This is a genomic window from Peristeroidobacter agariperforans (assembly GCF_004138335.1).
Lineage (GTDB): Bacteria > Pseudomonadota > Gammaproteobacteria > Steroidobacterales > Steroidobacteraceae > Steroidobacter > Steroidobacter agariperforans.
The window spans coordinates 820,024-833,829 of record NZ_RYFW01000001.1; the positions used below are offsets into that span (position 1 = coordinate 820,024).

Annotated in this window: 11 protein-coding genes; 1 reads left to right on the forward strand and 10 read right to left on the reverse strand. The window is 62.7% G+C overall.

The window, feature by feature from the left end:
• Positions 1–166 precede the first annotated feature (166 nt).
• The 8 genes from EK373_RS03550 to EK373_RS03585 form a co-directional block, all read right to left on the reverse strand.
• On the reverse strand, positions 167–841 hold the full coding sequence (locus EK373_RS03550) for a response regulator transcription factor (RefSeq protein WP_161810422.1): 675 nt from the start codon (positions 839–841) through the stop codon (positions 167–169).
• 4 nt (positions 842–845) lie between these two features.
• Positions 846–2,228, reverse strand: a complete 1,383-nt coding sequence (locus EK373_RS03555; RefSeq protein ID WP_157994201.1) for an FAD/NAD(P)-binding protein — start codon at positions 2,226–2,228, stop codon at positions 846–848.
• 138 nt (positions 2,229–2,366) lie between these two features.
• Positions 2,367–3,041, reverse strand: a complete 675-nt coding sequence (locus EK373_RS03560; RefSeq protein WP_129641357.1) for a response regulator transcription factor — start codon at positions 3,039–3,041, stop codon at positions 2,367–2,369.
• 4 nt (positions 3,042–3,045) lie between these two features.
• Positions 3,046–5,181 carry a sensor histidine kinase gene (locus EK373_RS03565; protein ID WP_129641358.1) on the reverse strand — a complete coding sequence of 712 codons (2,136 nt, stop codon included), beginning with the start codon at positions 5,179–5,181 and terminating at the stop codon, positions 3,046–3,048.
• Positions 5,178–6,038: a sulfate ABC transporter permease subunit CysW gene (gene cysW, locus EK373_RS03570; RefSeq protein ID WP_129641359.1), complete on the reverse strand. Its 861-nt coding sequence runs from the start codon at positions 6,036–6,038 to the stop codon at positions 5,178–5,180. The genes EK373_RS03565 and cysW overlap by 4 nt, the downstream gene beginning before the upstream one ends.
• The gene (gene cysT, locus EK373_RS03575; protein ID WP_129641360.1) at positions 6,038–6,874 is read right to left on the reverse strand and encodes a sulfate ABC transporter permease subunit CysT; all 837 of its coding nucleotides are present in this window, start codon (positions 6,872–6,874) and stop codon (positions 6,038–6,040) included. Before cysT ends, cysW begins: the two co-directional genes overlap by 1 nt.
• Positions 6,871–7,947: a sulfate ABC transporter substrate-binding protein gene (locus EK373_RS03580; protein ID WP_129641361.1), complete on the reverse strand. Its 1,077-nt coding sequence runs from the start codon at positions 7,945–7,947 to the stop codon at positions 6,871–6,873. Before EK373_RS03580 ends, cysT begins: the two co-directional genes overlap by 4 nt.
• Complete coding sequence (locus EK373_RS03585; protein ID WP_129641362.1) at positions 7,944–9,731, reverse strand: ABC transporter ATP-binding protein; 1,788 nt, start codon at positions 9,729–9,731, stop codon at positions 7,944–7,946. Before EK373_RS03585 ends, EK373_RS03580 begins: the two co-directional genes overlap by 4 nt.
• A 140-nt stretch (positions 9,732–9,871) precedes the next feature.
• Here EK373_RS03585 and EK373_RS03590 point away from each other — a divergent pair, with 140 nt between their 5' ends.
• A complete protein-coding gene (locus EK373_RS03590) occupies positions 9,872–12,289 on the forward strand; it encodes an ATP-binding protein (RefSeq protein WP_129641363.1) in 2,418 nt (805 codons plus the stop codon).
• A 121-nt stretch (positions 12,290–12,410) separates the two neighbouring features.
• On the opposite strand, the gene EK373_RS03595 is transcribed toward EK373_RS03590, so the two are convergent.
• Both EK373_RS03595 and EK373_RS03600 read right to left on the reverse strand, forming a co-directional pair.
• Positions 12,411–12,896, reverse strand: a complete 486-nt coding sequence (locus EK373_RS03595) for a host attachment protein (RefSeq protein ID WP_129641364.1) — start codon at positions 12,894–12,896, stop codon at positions 12,411–12,413.
• Positions 12,897–12,996: 100 nt separating this feature from the next.
• The gene (locus tag EK373_RS03600) at positions 12,997–13,806 is read right to left on the reverse strand and encodes an OmpA family protein (protein ID WP_198683049.1); all 810 of its coding nucleotides are present in this window, start codon (positions 13,804–13,806) and stop codon (positions 12,997–12,999) included.

Below are 13,806 nucleotides of genomic sequence, written 5' to 3' on the forward strand. Positions count from 1 at the left end.
CGACATTGCAACCTTGTCGATTGCGATGTCGCCTGACGAACAATCTACTTGAGGCCGGTCATGCGATCAGTCGATCGCCGGTCACACGGCGGTCAGCTGCATTCATTGAGCATCGGTATCTGGCCCGTGCACCGGTTACGCGCTATGAGCACATAGCGACACGATCTTACTCAGCCACCAGCTTGTAGCCCGCGCCCGGCGTGGTTTGCAGGACTTCCGGCGTCGACGCATCCGATTCGATCTTGTGACGCAAGCGATAAATCAGCTGCTTGAGGGTACGACGTTCGCGGGCGGTGGCACGACCCCAGAGATGAAGCAACAACTTTTCCGCGGTCACCGTTCTCCCGGGCGTCACCATCAGCAACTGCATCGCTTTCAATTCCAGCGGTGTGAGTCGAATCGGCGGCGCCGCGCCGAACTGCAGGCTTCGCTGCTCCGGATCCAGACGCAACTGACCTGCGGTCACAGGCGCAGCGTCCAACGGCTCCGAACGTCGAATCAACGCTCGCACTCGCGCCAGCAATGCTCGCGGGCTAAACGGCTTGTGCACGTAGTCATCCGCGCCCGAATCGAACGCCTCGATCAAATCCTCTTCGACATCTCGCACCGTCAGCATCATGATAGGCACGGGCGAGCGGCCGCGAATCTCGCGACACACTTTCAGGCCATTCGGCTCCGGCATGTTGACATCGAGCAGCACCAGATCCGGCGAGTTTTGCTGGAACGCCTGCAACGCGCTCTCGCCATCCACCGCGGTACAAATATCGAATCCCGCCTGCATCAGCGTGAATCCGATCAGTGCTCGCAGATCGGCATCGTCATCGACAACCAGGATTCTCATGGCCTCAGCGCCGCTCCGTAGCCAGTAGCGTCGCGAGCTTTTCGGCATGCCCGCGGAGCTCATGCGCCGCGGTTGCCTCCCAATGGTCGGCACGCAACATCGGCCCAACATAGAAAAGGTGCGGACCCGGCCAGCCATCGGCATCGATGACGGCGCCATGCGGTCCGGTGCGCAACCCGAGTCCCAATGTGTCGGGCACACACAATCCGCATTGCACGAGGTTGCTCCACAGCGGCTCGGTGGAGCGCGCGATGGCGTAGTCGGGGCCCGTGCAGTTGATGACTCGATCGAATTGCTGAGCGCGCAGCTTCTGCGAGCCACGCGGACGCCAGATCACTTCGATGCCCTCGCCGCGAGGAATGAACTGTTTGATATGGCCGGCGTGGATCGTCAGTCGCTCCGAATGGCGCAGCGTGTCGATCTTCTGAATCAGCTCCGGCGGCAGACGATGCCGATAGATGTCCCAGTACGCCCGCACGTGGCGCAGAAAGCGCACGCGATCACGCTCCGGCAGTCGTTGCCAGATCGTCGGCGCCATGTTGCGTACGAAGGTGATGGCCTCGCGCCAGTCGCCACCCATCTGCTCGGCTTCCTGCGCCAGCAAACGTACCGAACTGACCAGCCGGCGCAGCGAGGTCGATGCGGCCAACAGTAGAGCATTGCCGTCGCCCTTGAATGCATCCGGGCGGAACGGCGTTTGCCGGGGCGGCACCAACCCGTGGCGTGACAAAGCGTGTAACGTCGGCGTTCGCTGCGGATCGGACGCGGCGACGTTGATGATGTCCGCAGTGGTGAGACCCGTGCCGATCAAGAGCACGGTCTGCGACCGATTGAACTTGAGATCGACGGTCCAGGGGTCGGCGATGTACGCCGGATGAGTCAGCACGTCCCTGGCCGCTGCCAACGAAGCAGGCTTGGGATTGCCCAGCGCGAGCACTACGTCGTCCGCGGTGAAACGACGGCCGTCTTCCAGCTCCACTCGCAATGGCAGATGCCGTTCGATTCGGCGTAGATTGAGGACCGAGCCGTGGACGATTTCCAGCCGAATGTTTCCAGGCGCACTCAGCTGCGCAGCGAGCAACACCTCATTTAAATATTCGCCGTACAGCGCGCGCGGCAAGAAGTCTTCGCCGGTGACCTTCGGGATGCGCCGTTGCGCGAACTCGAGGAATTCTTGGGGCGCAGCCGAGTTTGCCGACATGCGGCTGGCCGGCACGTTGAGCAAATAGGGAAAGCCGCGCTCGGCGTAGGCAGCGCCACGCGCCACCTCGTTCGAACGCTCGATCAAGATGAGACGAGTCGGACCCGGCGGCGGACGTCGCAACAGATTTGCGGCCACCACCGTGCCACTGAAGCCGCCACCGACAATAACTACGGTTCGAAGCAATCCTGCCAATCGTCGCTCCCATCAACCAGGAAGCGACAGCGTAGGCGAGTGCGCGGTATCAAGTCTGTAACGTGCGAGTCACGAATCGGCGCAGGGAATGCTATGACTCTGCAACCGATTTATAACCACATGGCGAGGTCAATCGACGACGAGCTTGTAACCGGCACCCGGCGCAGTTTGCAGCATCTGGGGCGCGGCCGGATCGACTTCGATCTTCTGGCGCAGGCGGTGCACCAGCTGTTTCAGCAGCTGACGATCGCCCGAGCCCTTGTGACCCCACACCTGCATCAGCAAACGATCCGAGCTCACCGTGTGGCCGGAGTTGGCGATCAACATTTGTAACAAGCGCAGCTCGAGCTTGGTGAGGCGCAGCGGCGGATTCGACCCGACCTGTACCGTGTGCTCGTCCACATCGAGCCGGATGCGGCCTGCTGCGAGCGGCGCGGTGTTCTCCATGCCGGCCCGGCGCAGCAGAGCTTTGACGCGTGCGAGCAGCGTGCGCGGGCTGAAAGGCTTGCTCAGGTAATCGTCGGCGCCCAACTCCAGAGCACGCACCAGATCTTCCTCTTCGCCACGCACCGTCAACATCATCACCGGCACACGCGACTTGGTGCGGATCTGCTCGCACACTTGAAAGCCCGTGGCGCCCGGCATGTTGATATCCAGGATCACCAGGTCCGGCCCTTCGCTCTCGAACGCGCGCAAGGCCTGCACGCCGTCGCTGGCTTTGACGACGAGATAGCCCGCTTGCGACAGCGTAAAGGCGATCAGCGCCAGCGAGTCCTTGTCATCGTCCGCAGATAGAATCTTCATTGGATTACTCGGCAGTCTGTCGCAGCTTCACTTCGAAACGTGTGCGTCCCTCGGCAGTGCGCCTCGTGGCAATGGTGCCGCCATGCCGCTCGACGATGGATTTCACGATCCATAATCCCAGACCCAGGCCGCCGGGCTCCGGTTCCTGGCCGCCGCTGCGATAAAAACGATCGAAGATGGAGTTGCCCTCGGCCTCGGGCACGCCCGGGCCTTCATCCTCGACCCAGCTCGTGACGAACTCGCCGGTCTGCTCGGCGCCGATGCGCACGACACTATCTTCCGGCGCAAACTTGCTGGCGTTGGCGAGCAGATTGACGAACACCTGCGTGAGACGCGGGCCGTCGCCGTCGACGTTCGGCAGATCCTCGGGCAAGCTCACTTCCAATCGTTGCCGGCGCTGCGTGAGCAACGCGCCGACCAGCGCTTCGGAATCTTCGACGACCTCGGCGAGCGCCACTGCCTGATGACGGATGCTCAGCTGGCCGGACTCGATGCGCACGCTCTCGAGCAGATTGTCGATGAGCCGCGTCAGTCGCAACGCGCCGCGCTCCAACGACAACACCAGCTCCTTCTGCTCATCGGTAGTCATCGTATCTAAGCCATCACGCAGCAGTTCAATCGAAGCCAGCTGTGCGGCGAGCGGCGTTCGGAACTCGTGCGAAATATTGACCAGCACGGAGTCGCGCGCGCGGCGCACGCCTTCGAGCTCGGTCTCGTCGCGAATGACCTGCACCTGCAGCTCGTCGACTGGACCGGAGCTGGTGATGATGGTGATGCGGGGCGCGCCGTCGCTCAGCTGCAAACGTTCCGTCGCCTGCGAGCTGCCTTCGTGGCGTGCGCGCAGAATCGGACAGTCAGTGTCGCAGGGACGCATGCCGTTCGAATCGCGGCACGGCTTCAACACATCGCCGCAGAACCGACCGATGGCCTCGTGAGCTGGCACGCCCAGCAATTGGGCCGCCTGCGGGTTCAAGTATCGAATGACTCGGGACTTGTCGACGGCGTACACGCCCTCGACGATGCCGTCGAGCACCGCCTGCGCTTCCGCCTCGCGACGGCGCAACGTTCCCGTCAGCTCGATCAGGTTGTTGCGCATGTCCTCGATGGTGCGGCCGAGCTGGCCGACCTCGCGAGTACCGCCCACGGGAATGGATGTTGAGAAATCGCCATGGCCGAGTTTTTCCACCGCATCGGTCAGCGTCGTGACCGGGCCAGTCACCTGGCGACCGAGGACGATGCCGGCCAGCACGGCCAGCGCGGCAAGAATGAGCGCGGTGACGAGCAAACGCTTGGCCAGGCCGCCGACCGATGCATCGATATCCGACGACGGCAGGCGCGCTTCGAGAAATGCAATGGCTTCGCCCGACACGGCAAAAATCGGGAAGCTCGCGGCGTACAGATCCAGCTCATCGAGCCGCACTACTGCCGAGCTGCCATCGGACAGGCCCGCCGAATGCAGGCGGGTGAAGTCGTCGTCGCCCTTGCGATCTTCGCTGAACAGCCGGTAGTTGATCAGCCGGATCTGACTGCCGACGCGATCCGTCAGAATCTGCGCCATCTTCTGATCGAGCAGCCGAGCGACGAACACTCGCCGTTCGGTCGCTCCACCCACCTGAGCGGATGCGCCGAGCACTGCATACTGCGACCCCAGCGGCGCCGCCATGAAGCGCTCGCCCTGCTCGGCGGCAGTCGTCGCGATCAATTCCCAAGGCAGTTGCACGCCGGCCTGAGCGACCAGCCGATCGCCTTCGAACACGGCGCAGGATGCGATCGTTTCTGAATTGCAGGAGCGCCGCAGATAGGGACCGATCGTGGTCGAGCGCCGGTCCGCGAGCAGTCGCTGCAGTGTCTGGCGATCGGCGACCGACTTGGCATCCCTCAGCGCGTCTTCGCTGAAGCGCCGTATATCTTCACGCGCCATCGCGCCGGCGAGCTGAACACGGGACTTGCCTTGCTGATCGGCCAGGTCGCGCAGCGAGCCGATGGCCGAGATGGAAATGCCGCCGACCAGCAGCAACACGATCGCGACGTTGATGATCGCGATCCAGACCCCGAGGCTCGCGCGCGACGTATCGATCTGCAGCCCGTCGATGAACTGCTGAATCCGGTCGACAACGTAGGAGAAGAAGCGATCGATCACTTCCTCTTCATCTCCACTAAGGATTTGATGATCAGGGTCAGCACCGCAAGCAACGTCAGCAGCGAGGCCACGGCGAACGCGCCAACGAAGTTGTACTCGTTATAAAGGATTTCCACGTGCAATGGCATGGTGGTCGTGAGGCCGCGCACGTGGCCGGACACCACCGAGACGGCGCCGAACTCGCCCATGGCGCGCGCGTTGCACAGGATCACGCCGTACACCAGGCCCCAGCGAATCTTCGGCAAAGTGACGTGGAAGAACGTCATCAGGCCGCCCGCGCCCAGGGTGATCGCCGCCTCTTCCTCGTCATTGCCCAACTGCTGCATCAACGGAATCAGCTCGCGTGCGACGTACGGGAAGGTCACGAACATGGTCGCGAGCACGATGCCCGGCACCGCGAAGATGATGCTGATGTCGCGTTCCTGCAGCCACAAGCCGAACCAGCCCTGCGCGCCGAACAGCAGCACGTACACGAGGCCGGATATCACCGGCGACACGGCAATCGGCAGGTCGATCAGCGTGATCAGGAAGCTCTTGCCGCGGAATTCGAACTTCGCGATCGCCCAGGCGGCGGCGATGCCGAAGATCGTGTTCGTAGGCACGACGATGGCGGCCACGGTCAAGGTCAGCTTGATCGCGGCCAGCGTGTCTTCGTCCTTGAAGCTCTCGAAGTACATCTCCCAGCCCTTGCTCAGCGCCGTGATGAACACGGTGGCCAGCGGCGCGAACAGCAACGCCGCCAGGAAGCCGAGCGAGAGCGCGATGAAAACGTACTTCACGGCCGACGAGATCAGCGTATCCCGGCCCGGACGGCTGGCGATCTCCGCCAGCATTTCCTTGGAAGGACCGCCCGCCATCAGCGTCCCGCGGCGACCATGCGCCGACGGCTCCAGGCTTGCAGCAGGTTGATGGACAAGAGCATCACGAACGACATGGTCAGCATGATGAAGCCGAGCGCGGCCGCACCCTTGTAGTCGAACTGCTCCAGCTTGATGACGATCAGCAGCGGCGTGATCTCGGTGCGCATCGGCAGGTTGCCGGCGATGAAGATCACCGACCCGTACTCGCCCACGGCTCGGGCGAACGCCAGCGTGAAGCCGGTGGCCAGCGCGGGAAATACGGTGGGCAGCACAATGCGACGGAAGATCGTGAAGCGACCGGCGCCGAGCGTTTCGGCCGCATCTTCCAGGTCACGCTGCACTTCGGCGATGGCCGGCTGCACCGAACGCACGACGAACGGCAAGCCGATGAGCGTCAGCGCCACGACCACGCCAATCCATGTGTAGGCCACTTTGATGCCAAGCGGCGCGAGGTACTGGCCGATCCAGCCGTTCTCGGCGAACACGGCCGTCAACGCGATGCCCGACACGGCGGTCGGCAGCGCGAACGGCATATCGATCAGCGAGTCGATGAGTTTGCGGCCCGGAAACTCATAGCGCACCAGCGTCCAGGCGATGATGAAGCCGAACACACTATTCAGCGTCGCGGCCAGCATTGACGCGCCAAAGCTCAATCGATACGACGCCAATGCGCGCGCATCGGTCACCACACGGATGAAGTCGCTCCAACCCATCGTCGCCGTCTTCATGACCAGCGCCGCCAGCGGCACCAGCACGATGGCCGAGAGAAAGAACGTCGAGAAGCCCAGCGTCAGGCCAAAGCCCGGCAGGATGGACGGCTGGCGAAAGCTCATTTGGCCGCGCTCCCGCTGCCATAGATCCGATCGAACAGCGCGCCGTCGGCGAAGTGCTGCTCGTGCGTCGCCTTCCACCCGCCGAACACCTGGTCGATGGTGAACAGCTCGAGCGCCGGGAACTGATCCTTGTGCCGTTCCAGGACCGCGACATTGCGCGGACGGAAGTAGTGCTTCGCGGCCAGCTCCTGGCCCGGCTCTTCGTACAGATACTTCAGATACGCCTCGGCAATCTGGCGCGTGCCACGGCGATCGACGACGGTATCGACCACCGCCACCGGCGGCTCGGCCAGGATGCTGCTGCTCGGGATGACGATCTCGACTTTGTCGGGACCGAGCTCTTTGATCGCGAGCAGCGCTTCGTTTTCCCATGCGAGCAACACATCGCCGATCTCACGTTGCACGAACGTGTTCGTCGCGCCACGCGCGCCGCTATCGAGCACCGGAACGTGCTTGTACAGCTGCCTCACATATTCTTCGGCTTTCTTCTGAGCAGCGGCTACGGCCTGCTCGGCCGCAGGATCGTCGAGCTTTGTCCAGTCGTTACCTAGCTCGGTGCGGAGCACGGCACCCCATGCGGCGAGGTAATTCCAGCGCGCACCGCCAGAGGTCTTGGGATTCGGCGTGACCACAGAAACGCCGTCGCGAATCAGATCCGGCCAATCCTTGATCTGCTTGGGATTGCCCTTGCGCACCAGGAACACGATGGTCGAGGTGTAAGGCGAGCTGTTGTCGGGCAGGCGCTTCTGCCAGTCCGCGCCGAGGCGCTTGCCCTTGGTCTGGATCGAATCGATGTCATAGGCGAGCGCGAGCGTCACGACGTCCGCATCCAGACCATCGATCACCGCACGCGCCTGGCTGCCCGAGCCGGCATGCGATTGTTTGATCGTCACGCGCTGCTGGTGCTCTTGTTCCCAGCGCTGCGAGAAGCTTTCGTTGAACTCGCGATACAACTCGCGCGTCGGGTCGTAGCTGACGTTGAGCAATGTCACCCGACCGGCGTCATCGCCGCCGCCGCAACCGGCGAGCAGGGTCAGCAGGCCGAGGCAGGCCAATGTTCTGCGCCGGTTCATTCGACGGCTCCTTCGCTGTCCTTGCTGGGCCGGTACACGATCATCATCGGATAGGTCGCGCCGGACGTGAACAACGTACCGAACGTGCCGCGCAGTTGCGCTGGATCGGACACGCCGAGAATCAGCATTGGATCCTGCGACTCGGTCAGCTGCCGCTGCAGCTCATCGGCCGCCGCGCCGAATCGCAATTCAGTGCGCATTTCGAGACCGTGCACGGCCTGCGCTTCGGAGCGCGCGTCGAGCAGAGTGCGTACACCGAATGGGCGCTGCGACTCGCCACCCGAGCCTTCCGGCAGAATGCCAACGTAGACTGCTTCGGCTGCGACGTGACGTAACAAACTCGCGGCGACGGCGAGCGTCGAACGTCGAGCCGAATCGTCGGCCCAATGAATCAAGACTTTTTGCGGCGGCGAGGAATGCGCCGGCAGCACCAGCACTTCACCTGCGCCGTTCTGTAACAGCCACTGCAATTGGTCCGCAGTCTTTTGTCCGGCCGCGATCACAGCCACACCGGACACAGGCGCACTGGCCGGCGCATCGCATGCGACCAACGGCGCTTCATTGCGCTTGATGATGCGCGTCTTCATCCGGCTGGCGAGCTCGACCAGCAACGGATGCTGAGACAGACGCTCGCACGACGCTTCATCCGATCCATAAGCGGTATAGCTGGACAGCGGCGTCGGCAGCACGTGAATTCGACGCACACCGATCGCGACCGACTGGCCGAGCGACAGCGGGAACAAGCGTTGCTCGTGCTGAGTGCGAGTGACATCCAGCAAAGCCGCCGATCCGTTGCTGCCGCCATTCGCGTTCGGACTCGCGATGTGAGCATTGGCCGCGCCATCGGCCATGCGCACGCGCATGCGCTCGAAAGCACCGGTGAAGACCTGCTCTTCGACGATGCCATTCGCGATGAAGTTGGTGCGCAGATTGTCGCGCGTCGGCGCCAGCTCCACTTCTTCGGGACGCAACACTGCGACCACCTCCTGCTCGCGTCCGCCTTCGAGCTTCTCGACGCGCCGCGCGTTCACGGGCGCCGCGCCGAAGCGGATGCCCTGCTCGGTCTGGCGAGCCAGCAGCAGATTCGCTGCGCCCAGGAAGGTTGCGACGAAGCGCGTTGCCGGCCGCGCATACAGTTCGTCCGGCTTGCCGCTCTCGAGCAAGCGGCCGAGATTCATCACGCCGATGCGATCGGCCATCGCGAACGCTTCTTCCTGGTCGTGCGTGACCAGCACGGTGGTGATCTTCAGCTCACGCTGCACCTGGCGAATCGTTCGACGCAGTTCTTCGCGGATCTTGGCGTCCAACGCGCCGAACGGCTCGTCGAGCAACAACACGGGGGGCTTGTGAGCGAGCGCGCGCGCCACAGCGACGCGTTGCTGCTGGCCGCCGGACAACTGCGTCGGCAGTCGATCGTCCATGCCTTCGAGTGCGACCAGACGCAGCAGCTCCTTGCGACGCTCGGCGGACTTCATGCGCCGGACCTTGAGCGCGAACTCGATGTTCTCGCCGACCGTCATGTGACGGAACAGCGCGTAATTCTGGAACACCAGCCCGACGCCCCGTTGCCGAGCCGAGACGTGCGTGACATCGTTGCCGTGCAACGCGATGCGGCCATGGTCGACGCCGGTCAAGCCTGCGATCGCACGCAACAGGGTGCTCTTGCCGCTACCGCTCGGGCCGAGCAGGACGTAGAACTCGCCTTCGCCGACTTCCAACGAAACGTCGTTGACGACCGGCGAGCCCTGATACCGTTTGGTGACTTGATCGAGCGTGATGGACATACGGGCCGGGAGCTTACCGGCCAGCAGTGATAAGGTCAGTAATCGACGGGTTACAAAACGGTTATAACGTCAGAAGCGAACGACGCTGCGTCATCGCTAAAAGTTCTTAGCCGCCGTCCTTGCAACGAGCAATTTTTTCCATGGCGACCCTTCCCTCTTACGAAGCCCTCGGCTCCTTCTATCTGGGCCGCGAATACGACGCGGAGCGCGACGCGGACCGTCCCGACTTGCTGCTCTACGACTCGCGCGATCTGACCACTCACGCGGTCTGCGTGGGCATGACCGGCAGCGGCAAGACCGGGTTATGCCTGTCGTTGCTCGAGGAAGCGGCCATCGATGGGGTGCCGGCGATCGCCATCGATCCCAAAGGCGACCTCGGCAACCTGCTGTTGAGCTTTCCTTCGCTGCGACCCGAGGATTTCGCGCCCTGGATCGATGCCGGCGCCGCGGCCCGGCAAGGGCTCAATCCGGATGAAGCGGCAACCAAGACGGCGGAAACCTGGCGCAAGGGCTTGGCCGACTGGGCGCAGGACGGCGCTCGCATCGCTCGATTCCGCGATGCCGTGGACATTGCGATCTACACGCCCGGCAGCGAGGCGGGTCGTCCGCTCTCTGTCCTACAGTCGTTTGCAGCACCGCCCGAAGAGCACCGCCTCGACGCCGGCGCCTTGCGCGAGCGTGTCAGTGCAACAGTTGGTGGATTGCTCGGCTTGGCTGGCATCGAGGCCGATCCGCTGCAAAGTCGCGGGCACATCCTGCTGTCCAGCTTGTTCGACCAGGCCTGGACGGCCGGCCGCGACCTGTCATTGGCCGCGCTGATTCAGGGCATTCAAAAGCCGCCGTTCGACAAGGTCGGCGTGTTCGACCTCGACACCTTCTATCCCGCCAAAGAGCGCATGCAGCTGGCCATGTCGCTGAACAATCTGATCGCCTCGCCCAGCTTCGCCGCCTGGATGAAGGGCGAGCCGCTCGATGTGCAGCGCTTGTTGTTCACGGCCGATGGCAAACCGCGGATCTCGGTGATCTCGATCGCGCATCTCGGCGATACCGAGCGCATGTTCGTGGTGACGTTGCTGCTAGGTGAGATCGTGGCATGGATGCGCCGTCAGTCGGGCACGTCGAGCTTGCGCGCGATGCTATACATGGATGAGATATTTGGTTACTTCCCGCCAAGCGCGATGCCGCCGTCGAAGTTGCCGCTGCTCACATTGATGAAGCAGGCACGTGCGTTTGGATTGGGTGTCGTGCTGGCGACGCAGAATCCGGTCGATCTGGATTACAAAGGTTTGTCGAATGCCGGCACGTGGTTCATCGGGCGCTTGCAGACGCAGCGTGACAAGGCGCGCGTGATCGATGGATTACTCGGCGCCGCCGGCGAAGGATTGGACAAGGCGCAGTTGGAAAAGCTGCTCGCGAATCTGGGCAACCGCGTGTTCCTGATGCGCAACGTGCACGATGCCGCACCTGTGTTGTTCCGGACGCGATGGACGCTGTCCTACCTCCGCGGTCCGCTGACGTTGCAGGAGATTGCGAAGCTGTCGCGTCCGACGCCTGGCGTAACCACGACTTCTCCCTCTGCAGCTCCGGTCCAGGCGGCAGGACGAAAAATTATTCCTGCTGCTGCGGCGACAGGCCGAGCATCACAGAGCATCTCAGACAAGCCCGTCATCCCAGCCGGGGTCGACGAGCTCTATCTCGAAACATCGCAGGCCGATGCAACGTACTTGCCTCGCGTTCTCGGCATCGCTCGTTTGCACTTCGTCGACAAAGCCGCGGGCCTCGATGTGTGGGAAACCCGTTCGCTCATTGCGCCGCTGGATGACAGCGAATCCCACGTCGACTGGTCGCAGGCGGATGTCGGCTCCGGCGGCGATGTGCAAAAGGATCTCTCGCAGGAGCCGCCTCACAATGCGCGATACGCTGAGGCTCCAGCCGCGTTGCTGCGTGCTCAGAACTATCGCTCGTGGCAGAAAGAACTGGTCAGCCATCTGTACTCGAGCTCGACGCTACCCATCTTCCACTGCCCCTCAGTCGGCCAATCCGTTGCACCGGGCACGAGCGAAGGCGACTTCCGCGCCAAACTCAGCCTCGCCCTTCGCGAGAAGCGCGACGCGGAGATCGAGAAGCTGCGAAAGAAATATGCGCCGAAGCTGGCGACGCTCCAGGATCAGTTGCGACGTGCGGATGAGCGAGTCGACCGCGAACGTTCCGATTTGTCACAGCACAAGGTGCAGACGGCAATCTCGGTCGGCACCTCGATCTTGGGCGCGCTGCTCGGCCGCAAAGCCATCAGCGCCGGTAATGCGCAAAGAGTCGGCAGTGCCGCTCGCAGCGCCGGCCGGTTGAGCAAGGAGAGTGGTGATATAGATCGCGCGGAGGAAAACCGCGAAGCGATTCAGCAGCGGCTCACGGAAATGCAGAACGAGCTGGAAGCCGAAGTCAGCCGCCTCCGCAGCGAGCTCGACCCGGCCACAGTGACCATCGAGCAAACATCAGTGAAGCCACGCAAGACCGACATCGACGTACGCACGGTCGCCTTGCTATGGGTGCCAAACTGAGCGACACCGCGGCAGAGAATCAGCAACTGATCTGGTTCTTCGCGCAAACACTACAGCCGTTGTATCGGCGGCTGTCGGGAAGGAGACACCCCCTTCCCGGCAGACGCGAGCCACTGAACGTCTATTGCATCCGATACCTTTCAAACGCCTCGATCGGCACCGCCTTCAGAATCACATCCGGCCCGTGCCGCAAAATATCTTTCGAGATCTCCCCCGCCAGCATCGACTGCGTCGGGCCGGACAAGGACTGGCGCAACAGGCCGAGCATCTTCGGCCCCGCCATCAGCACCAACCGATCGAACTCATTTCGCGCGCGATCTGTCTCGATCTTCCGCGCCACTTCCTTAGCAAACATGGTCAGCTCGTGCAGTACAGTGCTCTTCTCGCCCGTGACGCCGTGGTGATGGCCTTCGACTCCACCGACGCCGTGGTTGGAACCGCCAGTGCCGCCGAAGCGCCGGCCCGGGCGGTCGGTCTCCAATTCAATGTCTCGTTTGCCGGTCCTTTCATTGTGCAGCGAAGCTCGCTCGGTCAACGGTGACTTGGGTGTCACGGCGTCGTAAAAGCTCGCCTGACGTTCATCGGCAACGACAATGCGTACATTCATGACTGCTCCCTTGAGACAGATGTAGACAGCAAAAAGCCTCCTCCGCCCACCGGCGGAGGAGGCTACGACAAGACAGTTGATGACCTCGTCATTCGGTCGACTAATTCACGTCCGAAGCCACCTGCGATTTGTTGTCCGTAAAGATCATTTCGACGCGGCGGTTACGCTGGCGACCACCCGGGTCATCGTTACTCGCGATCGGAAAGGCCATGCCCTTACCCACCGCAGTGATTTGATTTGCCAACACGCCGCGTTCCAGTAGCGCCGTCTGCACGGCTGCGGCGCGACGCTCAGACAGAGCTTGGTTCAATTCCTCGGAGCCGGTGCTGTCGGTATGACCTTCTATCATCACTTTCCGATCCGGCGACTCCTTCAATACGTTGGCAAGGCGATCTATCGTGCCATACGCGCCCGGCTTCAATGTTGCTTTGCCCGTATCGAACAGTACGTCACCCAACGTGAGCACCATGCCTCGATCGGTCTTGCGCGCACGCATGTCGGCGAGCTCCTGCTCCAACGTGCTGGCGCGGCGTTCAGCGGCCCGCGCCTGCGCTTCACGCGCCTCGGCGAGAACGGTCTGACGCTCGGCATTGCCCTTGTCGATCTCCTCGCGGGCCTGCGCCGCCAGGATCTTCTCGTTGGCGATCTGTGCATTACGCGCCGCTATCTGCGCTTCGTATTCGATATCGCCGACCTTTTTGCCTTCGTCGGCCATCTTATTGGCGCGGTCCAGCGCCTTGCGTGCTTCGGAAACGTTGCTCGCAGCAATACCCGCTCGCGGCGACGCTTCCACCTGCGGCACGACAGCGCGCGCCACCTCCAAATCTTCGATGCGCTCCGGCGTCGAGCTACACGCGGCCAGCAGACCTGCGAGAGCAGCTGTCAACAACACATGGTATGAACGGTTCAT